The following is a 17702-nucleotide window of genomic DNA, read 5'->3' on the forward strand; positions in this document are numbered from 1 at the left end:
GGTGCGGGGGGTGGGTCAGGTTAGTAGGAGGCCGGTTACCCAGAGGGCGCCGATGGTCAGGCCGGCCAGGAATTCCACCAGCATGGACAGGCCAGCCGCCTTGAGCGCCTGTACGGTGGACGGCCAGGCGAGCCGGTTGCTGCCCAGCCGCAGCCGCTCCGCGGCCCACACTCCCGCGACGAAGCCCAGCAGCAGACCGACCACGGGGATCACGAAGAACCCCACCAGGCCGAGCGCGCCCCCGGCCAGCAGGGACCACGTCGGCACGCCTGTGCGTTTGAGGTTCCTCCCCGGCCACAGGTACTTCACGACGATGCCTCCGACAGCGACCAGTGTCGCGGCGGCGAACACAGCCCAGCCACCCGGGCCGGCACCACCGAAGATCGCCCAGACCAGTACCCCACCCCAGCACAGCGGCAGCGCCGGCAGGCCGGGCACCACCACGCCAGCCAGCCCGGCCAGGATGGCCAGCGCGGCCACCACTGTCACCACCGTCTGCGAGTCGTTCAGGCTCACACCGTCGCCCGCCGCAGCCGGGCGGTGATCTCCTCGGCCGGCGAGGGTGCGCCGAAGTACCGCCCCTGCCCGGTGTCGCAGCGCAGCGCTCGCAGCCGCTCGGCCTGCACCGGGGTCTCCACCGCCTCGGCGGTGACCCACAGCTCCAGCGCGTGCGCCAACCGGACCAACGCGTCGACGATCCGCTCGTCGCGGTGGTCCGCCACCGCGTCCGTCCCGTCGGCGCGGATGCCCTCGACGAACGGGCCGGCCAGCTTCAGGCAGTGGATCGGCAGCCGCCGCAGGTACGCGAGGTTGGAGTACCCGGTGCCGAAGTCGTCGACCGCCAGCCGGACGCCCAGCGCCGCGAGTCGGTGCAGGCTGCGCAGCGGCTCGCCGGCGCTGCCCATCACGGCGCTCTCGGTCAACTCCAGTTGCAACAGCTCCGCCGGCAGGCCGCTGGTGGCCAACGCGTCCGCCACCGTGGCGACGATCGCCGGGTCGTCGGCCTGCCGGGCGGCCAGGTTGACGCTGACCACCAGCCGGGCCTCGGGGAACTCCCGCCGCCAGCGTTCGGCGTCGTGGCAGGCCCGCCGCAGCACCCACTCGCCGAGCCGGACGATCAGGCCGGTCTCCTCGGCGAGGCCGATGAACCGGTCCGGGCCGATCAGGCCCAGCTCCGGGTGCTCCCAGCGGACCAGCGCCTCCACTGCGAGCATCGTGCCCTCCAGCAGCGACACGATCGGCTGGTAGTGCAGCACGAACTCGCCCCGGTCCAGCGCGGCCGGCAGCCCGGCGACCAGCGCCGACCGGGCGAGGTCGCGGGCGCTGCGCTCCGGGTCGTACACCGCCCACCGGCCGCGGCCGGCCGCCTTGGCCCAGTAGAGCGTCGTGTCGGCGGCCTTCATCAGCTCCGAGGCGGTGGTCTCCGCGGCCGGGCAGTCCACGATGCCCACGCTGGCGGAGACCGCCAACTGCTGGTCGCCGAGATGCACCGGGGCGGCGACGGCGGCAAGCGCGGACTCCGCCACGGCCACCGCGTCATCGACGTCGTCGCCGCCGTCGACCAGGATGACGAACTCGTCGCCGCCCATCCGGGCGACCAGGTGGCCGTGGTCGGCCACGCACTCGGCGAGCCGCCGGCCGATCGCCACCAACAGCCGGTCGCCGAGGTCGTGGCCGAGGCTGTCGTTGATCGCCTTGAAGCCGTCCAGGTCGAGGAAGCACACCCCGACCCGTTGACCGGGCCCGGCGGTGTCGAAGACCCGGCCCAGCGTCTCGAAGAACAGGGTCCGGTTGGGCAGCCCGGTCAGCGGGTCGTGCAGCGCCTGGAAACGCAGCCGCTGCTGGAGTTCGTACCGCTCGGTGATGTCCTCGATCATGGCGACGGTGAACCGGGGTCGCCCGTCGTCGTACCGGATCAACGAGACGGCCAGGTCCGTCCAGACGACGCTGCCGTCCTTGCGGTGGTAGCGCTTCTCCACCCGGACCGAGTCCTGCTTGCCCTCGATCAGCTCCTGGTACAGCTCCCACATGCCGGCGGCGTCGTCGGCGTGGAACAGCTGCGCCACGTTCATCTCGCACAGCTCTTCGATCGAGTAGCCGAGCATGTCGGCGAACGCCGTGTTGACGTCGATGATCTGGCCATCCACCCCGGCGATGCCGATCCCGATCGCCGCGCCGGTGAAGACCGCCCGGAACCGCGCCTCACTGTCGCGCAGCGCCTGCTCGACCTCGTCGCGGGCCTGCCAGGCCGAGCGGGCGATGCGCTCCTGCTGGGTGAAGGTGCGGTCGCGCAGCGCGCGGGCGAACCCGGCGGCCAACCCGCCCTGCACCGCCGCGATCCGCTCGCCCAGGTCGGCCGGCCGGTCGCCGGACGCCAGGACCCGATCGGGGAAGTCGTCGCCGAGCGCGCGCAGCGACCACTCCAACGCCCGCGGCTCGGTCAGGTGCGCCTCCACCAGCGCCCGCCCGACCTCCTCGGCGGGACGGGTGCTGAACGGCTCGGCCCGCACCACCTGGGCCAGCCGGACGGTGTGCAGCAGCAGCAGCCGCTCGGTCTCGGCCGCGCTGAGCGGCACGAAACCGATGCGGCGTACGGCGCGGGCCCAGTCGGCGGCGTAGCCCTGGGCGCCGCCCCGGCCGACGTCGACCCCGGTGGGGTCCGGGACGGCGGCCACTGGAATCAGCCGGCGGGCTGGTCGTACCGGGCCACGCCCCCGAAGGCGCCGAACCGCTCCGGGTGCTCATCCACGTCGGCCGGCGAGTCGGGACGCCACAGTGGCATGTGCACCACGCCCGGTTCGAGCACCGTCCAGTCGCCGAAGAAGCCGGTGACCTGCGCCCGGGAGCGCAGGGTGATCTCGGTGGCCGTCCGGGCGGAGAGGCGCTGGGCGTCCAGCATCTCCTGCGGCTGGTCCTCGAAGGTCGAGTGCGAGATGACCAGGAAGCTGCCGGGCGCGGCGGCGGCCCGCAGGGTGGACAGGATCTCCTCGGGACCGTCGGCGTCCGGGATGAAGTGCACCACCCCGGCCAGCAGGATGCCCATCGGTCGACTGAAGTCGATCAGCCCGAGCCGCCGGGTCTCGGCAAGGATGCGCTCCGGCTCGCGCAGGTCGGCGTGGATCACCCCGGTCAGGTCATTGCCGGCGAGCAGCTCACGGCTGTGCGCGACGGCGACCGGGTCGATGTCGACGTAGACCACCCGGGCCTTCGGGTTGGCCGCCTGGGCCACCTCGTGCACGTTGCCCACTGTCGGAATGCCGGAGCCGATGTCGAGGAACTGGTCGATGCCGGCGTCGAGCAGCACCCGGACGGCTCGGCGCAGGAACTCCCGACCGGAGCGCATGGTGGCGGCGAGATTCGGGGTCATGCTGGCGATCTGCTCGGCCAACTGCCGGTCGACCTCGAAGTTGTGCGCCCCGCCCAGGAAATAGTCGTACACCCGGGCCGCGCTCGGCCTGGTCAGGTCAATCTCGGTCGGCAGTGCGTCCGGCATCGGTGTGCTCCCCAGTTCGTCGCCGCGGCGCGAGGCGGCACCGGCGTCGACGAGCGCGCGCGACCGCCGGCCGACCCCGCGGGTCGTGTGGTGTGGACCACTCTAGGCCGACAACTCCCACGTACGGCAGATCCCTTCACGTAACTTTCCGCGCTCAGGCGGCCGACTCCAGCAGCAGCGAGATGCCCTGCCCGACGCCGATGCACATGGTGGCGAGGGCCCGGCGGCCGCCGCGACGGCGCAGCTCCAGGGCGGCGGTCAGCGCCAGCCGCGCGCCGCTGGCGCCCAGCGGATGCCCGAGCGCGATCGCGCCACCGTTCGGGTTGACGTGCTCGGCGTCGACCGGCAACCCCAACTCGCGCAGCACCGCCACGGACTGCGCGGCGAACGCCTCGTTCAACTCGATGACGTCCACCGCGCCCAGCTCCACGCCGACCCGGTCGAGCAGCTTGCGGGTGGCCGGCACCGGGCCGATTCCCATGATCCGCGGCGGTACGCCGGCCGTCGCCGCGCCGCCGATGCGGGCCAGCGGGGTGAGGCCGTACCGCTGCACCGCCGCTTCACTGGCCACCAGCAGCGCGACCGCGCCGTCGTTGACGCCCGAGGAGTTGCCGGCGGTCACCGTGCCGCCGTCGCGGAACGGGGTGGGCAGCGCGGCCAGCTTCTCCAGCGACGTCTCCCGGGGGTGCTCGTCGACCTCGACCAGTCGGGTCTCCCGGCGACCGGCCGGCACGGACACCGGCACGATCTCCTCGGCGAACCGGCCGTCGGCCTGCGCCTTGGCGGCGCGCTGCTGCGAGCGGTACGCGCAGGCGTCCTGCTCGGCCCGGTCGACGCCGTACTCGGCGGCCACGTTCTCCGCCGTCTCCGGCATCGAGTCGACGCCCCAGCCGTCACGCATCAGCGGGTTGACCAGCCGCCAGCCCAGGGTCGTGTCATACATCTCGGCCGAGCGGGAGTACGCCGAGGTCGCCTTCGGCACGACGAACGGCGCCCGGCTCATGCTCTCCACCCCACCGGCGACCACCAGGTCCGCCTCGCCGGCCACGATGGACCGGGCGGCGATGGCGAGGGCGTCCAGACCGGAGCCGCAGAGCCGGTTGACGGTGCTGCCCGGCACCTCCTCGGGCAGGCCGGCGAGCAGCGCCGCCATGCGGGCCACGTTGCGGTTGTCCTCGCCGGCCTGGTTGGCGCAGCCGAGCACGACGTCGTCGACGCGGGCCCAGTCCACCGACGGGTGCCGGGCGACCAGCTCGCGGATCACGTGTGCGGCCAGGTCGTCGGGGCGGACGCCGGCCAGCGCGCCGGCGTACCGGCCGATGGGGGTACGGACACCGGCCACCAGGTATGCCACGGTCATCGCGAGTCCTTCGGGGGTGGGAAGGGCGGGGGTGCGGGCGTCCACCGGGTCGCGGGGGACTCCCCAGCCGCCAGGATATCCACGCTCCCAGCGGATAGGTTGGCGGCATGGCCCGGGCCCAGTTCAGCGCAGAGACCAGCCGTGGTGGCGCTTTCGTCCGCCAGCCCAACCGCTTCACCGGTCGGGTCACCCCCGACTCGACCTCCCCGCCGGGTGGCGGCCCGGACGAGCAGGACCGCTGGCCTCTGGAGGCCGGCCGGTACCGGCTGATCTGGTGCCGCGCGTGCCCGTGGGCGCACCGGGCGAGGATCGTGCGCGGCCTGCTCGGGCTGGACGACGCGATCTCGCTGGGCACCGTCGACCCGATCCGGGACGAGCGGGGCTGGGCGTTCGCCCTCGACCCGGACGGCTTCGACCCGGTCCTCGGTGTCAGCTTCCTCTCCGAGGCGTACCTGGCCACCGACGAGGACTACACCGGCCGGGTGACCGTGCCGGCGCTTGTCGACACGCTGACCGGCCGGGTGGTCACCAACGACTACCCGCAGCTCACCCTCGACTTCTCCACCGAGTGGCGGTCGCTGCACGCCCCCGACGCCCCGGACCTGTACCCGGTCGCGCTGCGCCCGGAGATGGACGCGCTGATGGCCGAGATCCACCACGACGTCAACAACGGCGTCTACCGGTGCGGGTTCGCCACCTCGCAGGAGGCGTACGACGAGGCGTTCCGGGCGCTCTTCGCCCGACTGGACGCGCTGTCCGAACGCCTGGCCGGGCAGCGCTACCTGATGGGAGACGCGATCACCGAGGCCGACGTGCGGCTGTTCACCACGCTGGTGCGCTTCGACGCCGCGTACCACGGGCACTTCAAGTGCAACCGCAGCAAGCTGACCGAGATGCCGGTGCTCTGGGCGTACGCCCGGGACCTGTTCCAGACCCCGGGCTTCGGCGAGACGGTGGACTTCGACCACATCAAGCGGCACTACTACGGCACCCACCGGGAGATCAACCCGACCGGCATCGTGCCGCTGGGGCCCGACGAGTCCGGTTGGACGACGCCGCACGGGCGTGGCTGAGCCGGGGCGGGCCGGCACCGCGACGGCACCCGTCGCTCGCGGGGACGTCGCCCGCCGGGTCGCCGGGTCCGCCGCAGCCGGCTGCGCGGTGGCCGGCGCGGTCGCGGTGACGGTCGCGGTCGTCGCCGGTCCCGGTCCCGGTCTCACCGGGTACGTGAGCGAGGCGGGCATCGCTGGCAGCGCGCACGCCGTGACGTACCGGATCGGGGTTCTCGCCCTGGCCGGCGCGTTGCTGCTGATCGCCGCGGCGCTGCCTCCCGGGGTGCGGGTGGCGCCGGCGCTGCTCGCCACCGGCGCGGTGCTCACCGCGGTGTCCGGGGCGGTGACCTGCTCCGCCGGCTGCCCACTGCCGCCGTTCGAGCGCACCACGGTGGCCGACCTGGTGCACGGGGGCGCGAGCATCGCGGCGACGGCGGCGGTGGTCCTCGCCATGATCGCGCTGGCCGTGTCCGGGCCGGCCGGGCCGGTGGTCCGCCGGTTGGCGGCCGGCACGGCCGCGCTCGCCCTGCCGCTGTGCGCGACGGTCGGCCTGGCCATGCTCGTGGTCGGCCGGGGCGCCCTGGTCGGCGTGGTGGAGCGGCTGGTTCTCGGGCTCGCGGTGCTGTGGGGCGTGGCCACCGGCACGGCCCTGGCCCTGGCCCGCCGCGAGCGGGGCTTGTAAGGAGCGTCACGGCCGCCGTTCCTTGCAGATCGCGCTGATCGGCGTACTGTCGGCGAGCGATGACCAATGTCTGGGGCCTCACCGTTCGCCTGTATGTCGATCTCCGACTGCAGGCCAGCGGCATCTGTCCGGCGTAGCCGCCCTCCTCGCGCCTACCCCGACCAGAACAGACAATTGGACACTTCATGCCCTTCGGCCTGCGCAAAATTCCGTTCTCCGTGCAGATCCTTCTCGGCCTCGTGCTCGGCGTCGCGCTCGGCTTCCTGGCCCGCAGCAACGACCTGAGCTGGCTGACCAGCACCCTGCACACCGTCGGCAGCCTCTTCATCCAGCTCCTCAAGCTGGCCGTGCCGCCGCTGGTCTTCACCGCCATCGTGGTCAGCGTGGTCAGCCTGCGCGGCGTGGCCAACGCCGCCCGGCTCGCGCTGAAGACCCTGATGTGGTTCGGCATCACCGCACTGATCGCAGTGAGCATCGGCATCGGCCTCGGCCTGCTCGTCAACCCGGGCCGCGGCGTGAGCCTCGACCTGGGTGGCGCGACCCCGCCCAAGAACACCGGCTCCTGGACGGACTTCCTCACCGGCATCGTGCCCACCAACCCGGTCGGCGCGTTCGTCGAGGGCAACGTCCTCCAGATCGTCTTCCTCGCCCTCGTGGTGGGTGCCGCGGCCCTGCTGGTCGGCGACGCCGCCGAGCCCTTCGTGGCGCTGAACCGCTCGCTGCTGGAAATCGTGCAGAAGGCCCTGTGGTGGGTCATCCGACTCGCCCCGATCGGCACCCTCGGCCTGATCGGCAACGCCGTCGCCTCGTACGGCTGGGACCTGCTGGCACCCCTCGCGAAGTTCACCACCGCCGTCTACGTCGGCTGCGCCATCGTGCTGTTCGTGGTCTACCCGCTGGTGCTGATCCTCGCCGGCCGGCTCAACCCGCTGCGCTTCTTCGCCGGCGCCTGGCCCGCGATCGAGCTGGCCTTCGTGTCCCGCTCGTCGGTGGGCACCATGCCGGTGACCCAGCGCTCCGTCGAGCGGCTCGGCGTCCCGCGCGAGTACGCCTCGTTCGCGGTGCCGTTCGGCGCCACCACGAAGATGGACGGCTGCGCCGCGATCTACCCGGCCCTCGCCGCGATCTTCGTGGCGCAGGTGTTCGGCGTGCACCTCGGCGTCACCGACTACCTGCTCATCGCGTTCGTCTCGGTGGTCGGCTCGGCGGCCACCGCCGGCCTGACTGGGGCGATCGTGATGCTCACCCTCACCCTGAGCACGCTGGGTCTGCCGCTGGCCGGCGCCGGCCTGCTGCTGGCCATCGACCCGATCCTGGACATGATCCGTACCGCCACCAACGTGGCCGGGCAGGCGCTCGTGCCGACCGTGGTCGCTGCCCGTGAGGGCACCCTCGACCGGGCCGCGTACGAGTCCGCGGGCCGCCGGGATCTCGTCGACCCGGAGCCGGTCGCCGACACCCGGCCCGAGCTCAGCCCCGTCCCTGCCTGACAAGTCACTGCACGGCGACGGGCCCCTCTACCCGGGGCCCGTCGCCGTTTCGGAGAGGATGACCTGATGAGTTCCCTGTTCACTCCCCTGGCCCTGCGCGGGGTCACCCTGCCCAACCGGATCGCCATGGCGCCGATGTGCCAGTACTCGGCCGGACCGGACGGCCTGCCCACCGACTGGCACCGCATCCACCTTGGCAGCCGCGCGGTCGGCGGGGCCGGGCTGGTGCTGACCGAGGCGACCGCCGTACTCCCCGAAGGTCGGATCACCCCGCAGGACACCGGGCTGTGGTCCGACGCGCACGTGGACGCCTGGCGACCGATCACCGCGTTCGTCGCCGCCCACGGTGCGGTGCCGGCCGTCCAGCTCGCGCACGCCGGTTTCAAGGCCTCCACCTACCGGCCGTGGGCGCCGGAGCGCGGCGGAGTGCCGGACGCCGAGGGCGGCTGGACGCCCGTCGCCCCCGGGTCCGAGCCGTTCACGCCCGGCTACCGGACGCCGACCGCCCTCGACGCGGCGGGTATCGCCAGGGTGGTCGAGGCGTTCGCCGCAGGCGCCGAGCGGGCCCTCGCCGCCGGCTTCGCCGCCGTGGAGATCCACGCCGCGCACGGTTACCTGCTCAACGAGTTCCTGTCGCCGCTGACCAACCACCGCACCGACGCGTACGGCGGCGATCGGGCCGCCCGGATGCGGCTCACCCTGGAGGTCGCCCGCGCCGTGCGCGCCGCGGTCGGCGAGAGCGTGCCGGTGCTCACCCGGATCTCCGCCACCGACTGGGTCGAGGGCGGCTGGACGGTCGAGGACAGCGTGGTGCTCGCCGGTGAGCTGGCCGGCGTCGGCGTCGACCTGGTGGACGCCTCCTCCGGCGGCGTCAGCCCGGACCAGCGCATCCCGCTCGGCCCCGGCTACCAGGTGCCGCTGGCCGCCCAGATTCGCCGCGAGGCGGGCGTGCCGACCGGCGCGGTCGGCCTGATCGTCGAGCCGGAGCACGCCGAGCAGATCGTCGCCAACGGCGAGGCCGACCTGGTGCTGCTGGGCCGGGAACTGCTGCGCGACCCGTACTGGCCGCGCCGCGCCGCCGCGAAGCTCGGCGTCGCGTACAGCGGACCCGCCCAGTACGCCCGCGCCTGGTGATTTCCGCCGGTCGGGCGGCTGCCGTTGCCGGCAGCCGCCCGACCGTCAGCCGGCCAGGTGCGACCAGTCGCCCTCCAGCTCCCGCCAGGTGCCCTGCGCCGCCACCGCCCCGGTGTGCAACACCACCACGTGGTCGGCGCGGACCAGCGCGGCACGCTTCGCGGTCGATCCGACCACGGTCACCCCGTGCGCCCGCAGCGCCCGCCACAGCGCCAGCTCGGTGGTGACGTCCAGCGCCGACGACACGTCGTCGGCGACCAGCAGTTCGGTACGCGGTGCCAGCGCCCGGGCCAGCGCCAGCCGCTGTAGCTGGCCGCCGGAGAGCCGGGTGCCCTTGTGCCCGATGAGCAGACCCAGCCCACCGCCGGCGGCGGCCAGGTCGTGGTCGAGCTGGGCGGTGCTGACCGCGCCGGCGGCGTCCACCTGGTGGCCGAGCGCGATGTTGTCGGCCACCGTGCCGGAGAGCACCCGGGGCAACTGGCCGACGTAGCCGACCTGGTTGGGGCGCAGGAACAGCTCGGGCTCGGTGACCGGGTCGCCGTTCCACGACAGCTCGCCGGTGTGGTGCACGATGCCGGCCAGCGCCCGCAGCAGCGAGGATTTGCCCGACCCGACCGGCCCCACGACCAGCACCAACTGCCCGCGCTGCACCGTCAGGTCCACGTCCCGGACGGCGACCGTGCCGTCGGAGTGCACCACCGAGAAGCGGCGCAGCTCCAACCGGCGCAGCGGGTGCCGGGGCGGCGACGTCGGCGCGGGCGCGGTCCCGGCGGCCAGGTCGACCGCCGGCACCGCCGCCGTGTACGCGCCCACGCCAGTCATCGCCACCGTCCGGCGGGTCCACACCCGCGCCGACGGCAGCTGGGAGATCAACGACGCGGTGGTCCAGGCGAACCACCGGGCCGCGCCCAGCGTGGAGACGGCCACCAGCACCGCGCCGGCCGACAGCTCGCCGCCCAGGTAGAGGGCCCACGCGCCGATCGGCAGCAGGCCACTGGCCACCGACGGCGTCGACCGCGACCACACCTGCACGGAGATCTCCCGTCGCTGCCGGTCACTGCGCAGCGCGTCCAGGACGGCGAGGTGACGCAGCACCGCCGCCGTGGCGCCGGCGAGCTTCACCGTCCGCGCCGCGGAGAGCGCGGAGACCAGGGCGGTGGCGAACGCCGCCCGGGCCGTCACGGTCGCTCGGGCGGCACGCTCCAGCTTCGGACCGAACAGCGTCGCGGCCAGTCCGGAGACGACCATCGTGCCGAGGAAGAACAGCCCCGGTACGACGCTGCCGGTGACCGCCGTCATGGCGACCACCAGGACCAGCGCGACGGACTGGTCGAGCACGTTGTCGGCGAGTTGCACCACGCGCTCGGTGTCACCGCCCTGCGCCACGACCTCGGCCGGGGTGTGCGAGCTGACCCGGCGCGGGCCGGTCTGGCCGTGCACCAGACGCAGGCCGATCCGCAGCATCTGCCGCACCCACCAGTGGGGGAACCAGACGTGGGTGTAGTACGGCAGCGGCAGGGTGACCAGCAGCCCGGCCACGATGCCCAGCGCCGGCAGGTACGGGTTGCCGGTCCCGTCGACCAGGTCGGCCCAGAGCCACGGCAGCAGCGGGCCGTCCAGCCCGAGCAGGCTGAGCCCGAGGAACAGCGCGATCGCCGCCGCGCCGTACCGGGGATCGTTGGTGCAGAGCCGGATGATCTCCCGGAACGTGCGGGCCGGCGGGGTCGGTGGCAACGGCGGCGGCTCGGCCCGCACCGCCGGGCCCGGCTCACCCGTCACGGCCGGTCCGACCGGACCAGCGCCCGGCCGGGTGCCGGCGGTCTCGGAGCCGGTCAACAGGTCGGCGCCAGCGGCGTCCGGGCCGGTCAACAGGTCGGTGCTGGCGGTCTGCGGTCCGGTCAACAGGTCGCTACCGGCGTTCTGCGGGCCGGTCAGCAGGTCGGTGCCGGCGTTCTGCGGGCCGGTCAGCAGGTCGGTGCCGCCGCCGGACCGGAACGCCGACGCCCCGCCGGCGTACACGGCGGCGTGGCTGGTCGCCAGCAGCTCGGCGAAGCGCCTCGACGTCTCCAGGGGGCCGGCCTCGACCACCGCGCCGTCGGCCAGCACCACCACCTCGTCGCAGCGACGCACCGAGGAGAGCCGGTGGGCGATGACGATGCCGATCCGGTCGCGCAGCAGCCGTTCGGTGGCCCGCTGCACCCGCGCCTCGGTCACCGGGTCCAGCCGGGCGGTGGCCTCGTCCAGGATCACCACGTGCGGATCGCGCACCAGGATCCGGGCGAACGCCACCAACTGCTCCTGGCCGGCGGAGAGCACGTGCCCGCCCTCCCCCAGCCGGGTCGCGAGCCCGTCGGGCAGCTCGGCGATCCAGCCGGCCAGGCCCAGCTCGTCCAACGCCCGGGCGGCGGCGTCGAGCAGCTCCGGGTCGTAGAGCGCGACGTTCTCGGCGAGCGTGCCGGCCAGGATCTCGGTGCGCTGCGGCACCAGCGCCACCCAGCGGCGCAGCTCTTCGACGTCGATGTCACACAGGTCGGTGCCGCCGAGGAACACGGTGCCCGACGGCACGTCCACGGCCCTGGTGAGCACCTTCGCCAGGGTCGACTTACCCGACCCGGTCCGCCCGATCAGGGCGTACGACCGGCCGCGCGTGAAGGTCAGGCTGAGCCCGCGCAGGGCCGGACCCCGCCCGCTCTCCGGGCCGCTCACCTCGTATCCGAACGTCAGGTCCCGGATGCGCAGGTCACCCTCGGCCGGACTGGCCCCGCCGACCGGCTCCTGCCGGGCCTTCTGGAGCAACTGCACCCGGGCCCACGCGCCGAGGGCCTCCTGTAGCTCGGGCACCATCCGGCTGACGTGTTCGGCGGTGGCCCCGAAGGCCAGGGCGAGCAGCCAGATCGCGGTGAGCCGGGCGGCGTCGACCCGGTCGGTGGCCAGGGCCCAGGCGCCGCCGAGCACCACCACGCCGACGCCGGCCCGGATCGTCGCGGTGGCGACCGTCGCCACCCGGGCGGACAGCACCCAGACCCGGTGGCCGCGGGACAGCACGGCGGCAGCGCGCCGGGCGTACAGCCGCAGCACGTACGGCTGAGCCAGGCTGGTCCGCACGTCGTCCTGACCGTGCACCGCCTCCTCCATCACGGCGGCCAGGTCCGACCAGGCCTCCTCCTCGACCATCCGGGCGGGGCCGATCCGCGCCGTGGGCCGGCGCAGCCCCACCCCGAGCAGCACCGTGAGCAGCAGCATCGCTATCCCGGCCGGCCACCACACGGCCAGCGCCACCACCATCGACAGCAGGCCGACGCAGAGCCCCTGGGCGAGGCGCGAGCCCTGGTTACGTACCGCCGACGCCACCTGGTAGACGTCCCCGTCGATGCGGTCCAGCAGCTCGCCCACCGGCGTGGTCTCGAGGCTCGGCAGGTCCTGCCCCAGCGCGACCCGGCAGAGCCGCCGACGGACGTCCGCGGACCAGTCGGCGGTCAGCCCGGCCATCAACAGGCTCACCACGAGATCGCTGAGCACCACGGCGGCCAGCGCCGCGGCCAGCACCGCGAAGGAGCTCGTCGACCGGTGTACCAGCACCGCGCCGGCGAGCGCCGACGCGCCCGCCTGACCGGCCGCGCCGAGCACGATAAGGACGGCCACGAGCGTCAGACGGCGCGGCGAGGTGCCCCACAGATCACGGAGCAGGCGCATCGGAGTTCCTCCGGACGTGGGTGGCGGAACACCCAGCGTGCCGGCAGCAGCCCCGTCGACTCAACCGATTTACCCGCCCTGAGCAGGACTTGCGGTCAGGTCTGAGCGACCCGGCGCACGATGCCGAGCAGCGCCTCCTGCACGTCGGCGATGGGCCGGTCGGGCTGGAACACCAGCCAGTCCACGGCCACCACCAGGCCCACCCCGAACAGCGCCGAGGAGGCGGTGGGCACGTCCAGATCGGCCGGCAGGTCCCCGCTGTCCACCCCGGCCCGCACGGTCTCGGCGATCACCGCGATCGCCTCGCCGCGCAGCAGCCGCAACGTCTGCTGCCACTCCCGGTTGGTCCGCCACATCTCCGACAGCAGCAGTTGGGCGAAGGCCCGGTACCGGCGGATGTACTCCAGTTCGGCGCGGACCAGGGCCGCCAGCGCGGCGCGCGGCGGCTGCCCGGCGACCGCCGCCCGGAACTCGGCGGTGAGCAGGCCGATGCCGTGGCGCAACAACTCCTCGAAGAGCACCGTCTTGGACTCGAAGTTGTAGTAGACCGTGCCCTTCGCGACACCGGCCCGGGCCGCGATGTCGTCCACCGTGGTCGCGGAGAAACCGCGCTCGGCGATGAGGTCCACCGCGGCGACGAAGAGCCGCTGACGCGTGTCCTCCCGCCGCCTCGACCGTCCGTCCGTCACCGGCCCATCCTCACATGGTCAGTTCGGGGTGCAGCTTCGCCGGGGTGAGCCGGCGTGAGCGACGGGCCGCGCCGGCGGTCAGGGCCAGCGCCGCCACCGCGAAGCCGAGCAGCACGAGCGCCGCCGTCACCACCGGGCCGGCCGGGCCGCCGTTGATGGTGTGCCGCAGCCCCGCCACCACGTAGCTCATCGGCAACCAGGGGTGGATCGCCTGGAAGAAGCCGGGCGAGGTCTGGACCGGGTAGGTGCCGCCCGAGGACGTGAGCTGGAGCATCAGCAGGGCCAGCGCGGCGAGCCGCCCGGCGGGGCCGAGCTGGGCGCCCAGCCACTGCATGATCGCGGTGAAGGCGAGCGAGACCAGCGCCAGCAGACCCAGCGTCGCGGCGGGGTGCACCGGGTCCAGCCCCAACACCAGTGTCACCACGGTGAAGAGCACACCGGCCTGGGCCAGCCCGACCGCCGCGGCGGGCAGAAAACCGGCCAGCGCGACCCGCCAGGCGGGTGCGCCGGACATGACGTGCCGCCGGTTGACCGGCCGCAGCAGCATGTACGTGATCATCGCGCCGACCCAGAGCGCCAGACCGAGGAAGTACGGCGCGAAGCCGACCCCGTACGAGCCGGCCGGGTGGCGGGCCGAGCGGTCCAGTGACACCGGATCGCCGAGGACGCCGGAGCGGGCGTCCGCGTCGTCGTACCCCGGAATCTTCTGCTCGCCGTCGGCCAGACCGTCGGCGAGGTCGCCGGCCCCGCCGCCCAGCCGGGTCAGCCCGGAGGCCAACTCGCCGGCGCCGCTCTCCAGCCGGATCAGGCCGTCGGCGAGCCGGTCGCCGCCGGCGCTGAGCCGGCCGAGCCCGCCGTCCAGCTCGCGGGCCCCGGTGGCCAGGCGGAACAGCCCGCCGCGCAGCTGCTCGGCCCCGGTCGCCGCGTCGCCGAGACCGTCGCGCAGCTCGGCGCTGCCGTCGGCGAGGGTGCCCAGCCCGGCCGCCAGCTCGTCGACCTTGCTCCGCGCGGCGGCCACGTCGTCGGCCAGGTGCGGCGCCGCGGCGGCGATCTGCCGCGCCGTGGCGGCCACCGCGCTCATCCGCTCGCGCAGCGCGGTCAGGTCGGCCTGGTCGAGACCACCGACCACCGCCCGCGCCGCCTCGACTCCGGCCACCGCGGCCGCCCTCGCGGCGACGACGTCCGGATCGTCGGCCAACTCCGGGTGCGCGGCGATCAGTGCGTCGAGCCGATCGCGCACCACCTGGGCCTGGGCCTGGGCCTTCTGCGCACGCTGCGGCAGAGCATCCAGGCCGTCGGCGAGCGCCTGCGCCCCGTCGGCGATGGCCGTCGCCGACCGCTCGATCCGCTCGGCGTTCTCCCGCAGGACCGGCTCGATCCTCGCGGCCGCACCGTCCACCCTGCTGGCCACCGCGCGGGTCGCCGTCGCGGCCCGCGCGGTGCCGTCGGCGAGCTGCGCGGCGCCGGTCCGCAGTTGATCCAGCCCGGTGGCCAATTCGTCGGCGCCCCGCGCGCTCGCGTCCAGGCCGGCGGAGAGCCGGCCGGCCCCGGCGGCCGAGCTGTCCAACCCGTCGGCGACCTGCCCGGCACCGTCGGCCGAGCTGTCCAACCCGTCGGCGATCCGACCCGCGCCCGCCTCGGAGCTGCCCAGCCCGTCGGCGAGCTGACCGGCGCCGTCGGCGGCCCGACCCGTCTCGGCCTTGGCATCGGTGAAGCCCACCAGCATCCGGGCGAAGTAACCGGACGCGGCGCTCTCCGCCGCGGCGGCCCGGATCTCGCTGAACGCCGAACGGGCGAGCAGACCCGACAGGTAGTTGGTGGCGTCGTCGTTGACCACCTTCAGCTCGCCCCGATGGGCCGGCTGGCCGGGCTCGGGGCTCGCGGCGAGCGTCGCCGAGAAGTCCGCCGGAATGGAGAACACCAGGTGGTACCGGCCGCTGCGCAACCCCGCGTCGGCGTCCTCGGCATCGGTGACCTGCCAGCCGAACACCCGGCGGTCGATCAGCTCGTCGGTCAGGTCCTGCCCGGCGTGCACCACCGACCCGTCGCTGGCCGTCGCCGGCCGGTCGGCGTTCACCAGGGCGACCGGAATCCGGTCCATCTTCCCGTACGGATCCCAGAAGGCGTAGAGGTAGAGCGCTCCGTACAGCAGCGGCACGACGGTCAGCACGGCCAGCGCGGCGCGCGGCAGCCGGCCCCGGGTCATCCGGCGCAACTCGAACCAGGCCAGTCGGACAACACTCATCGGTTCACCTCGGTGTCCTGGTCGGCAGCAGCGGTTACTCGTGGGCCCAGTCGGTGCACGATCGACGGCGAATGCGGTTCCACCTCGCGGGCGGTCACCACCACCGCGATGCCCCGGTCGGTCAGCCGACCGAGAAGGTCCCAGAGCAGGGCGCGGTCCGCACCGTCCGCACCCGCGTCGATGTCGTCGGCGAGGATCAACCCCGGCCCCGCGAGGGTGGCGAGCACCAGCCCGAGTATCTGGCGCTGCACCGGGGTCAGGTCCCGTCCTCTGCTGGCCGGGTCGAGCGGGACGTCGGTACCCAGTCCGGCACCCGCGATCACGGCGGCGACCGCGTCCCGCCGGCCCTGCCTGGGCGACCCGCGCCGGCCAGTCGGTCGACCGCCCACCGTGCCGTACCCGAACAACCCTCGACGGCCCGTCGACCGTCGGCCGGGCCCGCCTCCGCCTCCGGCTTGGCCTTCGACTTGGCCTTCGGCTTCGGCTTGGCCTCCGGCTTGGCCTTCGACTTCGACTTCGACTTCGACTTCGACTTCGACTTCGACTTCGACTTCGTCTTCGGCTTCGGCTTCGGCTTCGGCGTCGGCAAGCTCGTCTGCCGGGAGCTCGTCTGCCGCACCGGGACGAAGGGCCGTCGGCCCGGCACGGTCAGCTCGCCGCCCGAGCAGCGACAGTCGTTCCGAGATGTGCTCGGCGACCGTCAACTCCGGGTCGGGCTCGTGCACCCCGGCCACCTGACCGAGCGCCGCGGCCGCACGGAGCTCCACCTGGCCTTCGCTCGTGGGGAAGCGGTTCGCCAGGGCGAGGAGCAGAGAGGTCCGTCCGCTACCGGGCGCCCCGACGATCGCGTGCAGCTCACCCGCGTTGACCGCAAGGTCGACATCCCGAAAAACCCACCCTCGAGAGGTACGGAGGCCAAGACCCCTCGCCTCGACCACCACGACGCCCACCCCGATCACTGTACTGACTGGTCAGTCTAAAAACATGACCCAGCATAGGCGTGGTCGTCGGGTTCGCGCCCGCCTGGGACGCGTGATCCCGGTCATCACGGGAGCGTGGATGCGTGCCACCGGGCCCGCTCCGCCGCTCCGGCTTGATCAACACGAGGTCGGCGATGTCGGGGTGTCAACCCGTCCCGGACACCCCGATATCGGCGATCCCGAGTCGATCACCGCCCGGCCACACCCCGTCGACCGTGTCCATCGCGTCGAACGGGCGAGATGACCGTTCCCGGAGGCCGCCGTGGTGAGATGTCCGCTTCCGGGCGGCCGTCGGGGCGGGATGTCCGCTTCCCGGCGGCCGTCGGGGGTGAGATGTCCGCTTCCGGGCGGTGTCGGGGTGTGACCGGTCGCATCCGTGAGGCGGAATCGTGGCGGGCCGGGGGTCGTTACATACCCTGACGATCGCAGGACCACAGCCAGCCGCCCCGCCCGCTCAACCGGCGGGGGAATGGCCGGCCGGGCCGGGTCGTTGCAGACCCCCGAACGACCGTGGGCTCGCCCCCGGGTCCGCTATTCGGCCCCGGCGAGGGCCCGGGAATGACCCCGGCCCGACGGTCGTTACACACGGTCCCGGCGCCACGAGCCCCACTCGCGGGCCGCCCCGGGAATCCCCCCGACCCGACGGTCGTTACACACCGTCCCGGCGCCACGAGCCCCCGCTCGTAGGCCGCCGCCCCCGGCGCCACGAGCGATCAGCCCGTAGGCCGCCCGCAAACTTTCCCCCTTGATAGTGCAGCGCCCGACGAGGTGCTCACACCTGCGTCACCCACCCCCGTGTGGTGGCGTGTGGTGTTCCTACCCCCGAAGGAGCTACCCCCATGAACACGATCTTCCGTAAGAGCATGCTGTCCGTTGCTGGTCTC

Annotated in this window: 12 protein-coding genes and 1 pseudogene; 4 read left to right on the forward strand and 9 right to left on the reverse strand. The window is 73.7% G+C overall.

The window, feature by feature from the left end:
- Positions 1–15 precede the first annotated feature (15 nt).
- The 4 genes from ABZU53_RS18745 to pcaF form a co-directional block, all read right to left on the reverse strand.
- Positions 16–516, reverse strand: coding sequence for a DUF456 domain-containing protein (locus ABZU53_RS18745; protein WP_354857609.1), 501 nt, complete (start codon positions 514–516; stop codon positions 16–18).
- The gene (locus tag ABZU53_RS18750) at positions 513–2675 is read right to left on the reverse strand and encodes an EAL domain-containing protein (RefSeq protein ID WP_355066866.1); all 2163 of its coding nucleotides are present in this window, start codon (positions 2673–2675) and stop codon (positions 513–515) included. Before ABZU53_RS18750 ends, ABZU53_RS18745 begins: the two co-directional genes overlap by 4 nt.
- Positions 2676–2680: 5 nt before the next feature.
- Complete coding sequence (locus tag ABZU53_RS18755) at positions 2681–3493, reverse strand: SAM-dependent methyltransferase (RefSeq protein WP_234584262.1); 813 nt, start codon at positions 3491–3493, stop codon at positions 2681–2683.
- A 154-nt stretch (positions 3494–3647) separates the two neighbouring features.
- Positions 3648–4853 carry a 3-oxoadipyl-CoA thiolase gene (gene pcaF, locus ABZU53_RS18760; protein ID WP_355066867.1) on the reverse strand — a complete coding sequence of 402 codons (1206 nt, stop codon included), beginning with the start codon at positions 4851–4853 and terminating at the stop codon, positions 3648–3650.
- A 107-nt stretch (positions 4854–4960) separates the two neighbouring features.
- Here pcaF and ABZU53_RS18765 point away from each other — a divergent pair, with 107 nt between their 5' ends.
- The 4 genes from ABZU53_RS18765 to ABZU53_RS18780 all read left to right on the forward strand — a co-directional run bounded on the left by ABZU53_RS18765 (position 4961) and on the right by ABZU53_RS18780 (position 9211).
- Complete coding sequence (locus ABZU53_RS18765; RefSeq protein WP_355066868.1) at positions 4961–5926, forward strand: glutathione S-transferase C-terminal domain-containing protein; 966 nt, start codon at positions 4961–4963, stop codon at positions 5924–5926.
- Positions 5919–6587 (forward strand): DUF998 domain-containing protein, encoded by a 669-nt coding sequence (locus ABZU53_RS18770; protein ID WP_354857598.1) that lies wholly within the window; start codon positions 5919–5921, stop codon positions 6585–6587. The genes ABZU53_RS18765 and ABZU53_RS18770 overlap by 8 nt, the downstream gene beginning before the upstream one ends.
- A 197-nt stretch (positions 6588–6784) precedes the next feature.
- Positions 6785–8077, forward strand: a complete 1293-nt coding sequence (locus tag ABZU53_RS18775; protein WP_354857680.1) for a dicarboxylate/amino acid:cation symporter — start codon at positions 6785–6787, stop codon at positions 8075–8077.
- 66 nt (positions 8078–8143) lie between these two features.
- Positions 8144–9211, forward strand: a complete 1068-nt coding sequence (locus ABZU53_RS18780; protein WP_355066869.1) for an NADH:flavin oxidoreductase/NADH oxidase — start codon at positions 8144–8146, stop codon at positions 9209–9211.
- A 45-nt stretch (positions 9212–9256) separates the two neighbouring features.
- Here the strand turns inward: ABZU53_RS18780 and ABZU53_RS18785 are convergent, their stop codons facing one another.
- The 5 genes and pseudogenes from ABZU53_RS18785 to ABZU53_RS18805 all read right to left on the reverse strand — a co-directional run.
- The gene (locus ABZU53_RS18785) at positions 9257–12904 is read right to left on the reverse strand and encodes an ABC transporter ATP-binding protein (protein ID WP_355066870.1); all 3648 of its coding nucleotides are present in this window, start codon (positions 12902–12904) and stop codon (positions 9257–9259) included.
- 95 nt (positions 12905–12999) lie between these two features.
- A complete protein-coding gene (locus ABZU53_RS18790; protein ID WP_354857591.1) occupies positions 13000–13593 on the reverse strand; it encodes a TetR/AcrR family transcriptional regulator in 594 nt (197 codons plus the stop codon).
- A 10-nt stretch (positions 13594–13603) separates the two neighbouring features.
- Positions 13604–15838, reverse strand: coding sequence for a YhgE/Pip domain-containing protein (locus ABZU53_RS18795; protein WP_355066871.1), 2235 nt, complete (start codon positions 15836–15838; stop codon positions 13604–13606).
- Positions 15835–16161 (reverse strand): ABC transporter ATP-binding protein, encoded by a 327-nt coding sequence (locus tag ABZU53_RS18800; protein WP_355066873.1) that lies wholly within the window; start codon positions 16159–16161, stop codon positions 15835–15837. Before ABZU53_RS18800 ends, ABZU53_RS18795 begins: the two co-directional genes overlap by 4 nt.
- 486 nt (positions 16162–16647) lie before the next feature.
- Positions 16648–16797 (reverse strand): annotated as a pseudogene (locus ABZU53_RS18805) (lipoprotein-releasing system ATP-binding protein LolD); the annotation flags it as partial.
- Positions 16798–17702: the final 905 nt, after the last annotated feature.

Source organism: Micromonospora sp. NPDC005194, assembly GCF_040608335.1.
GTDB lineage: Bacteria > Actinomycetota > Actinomycetes > Mycobacteriales > Micromonosporaceae > Micromonospora.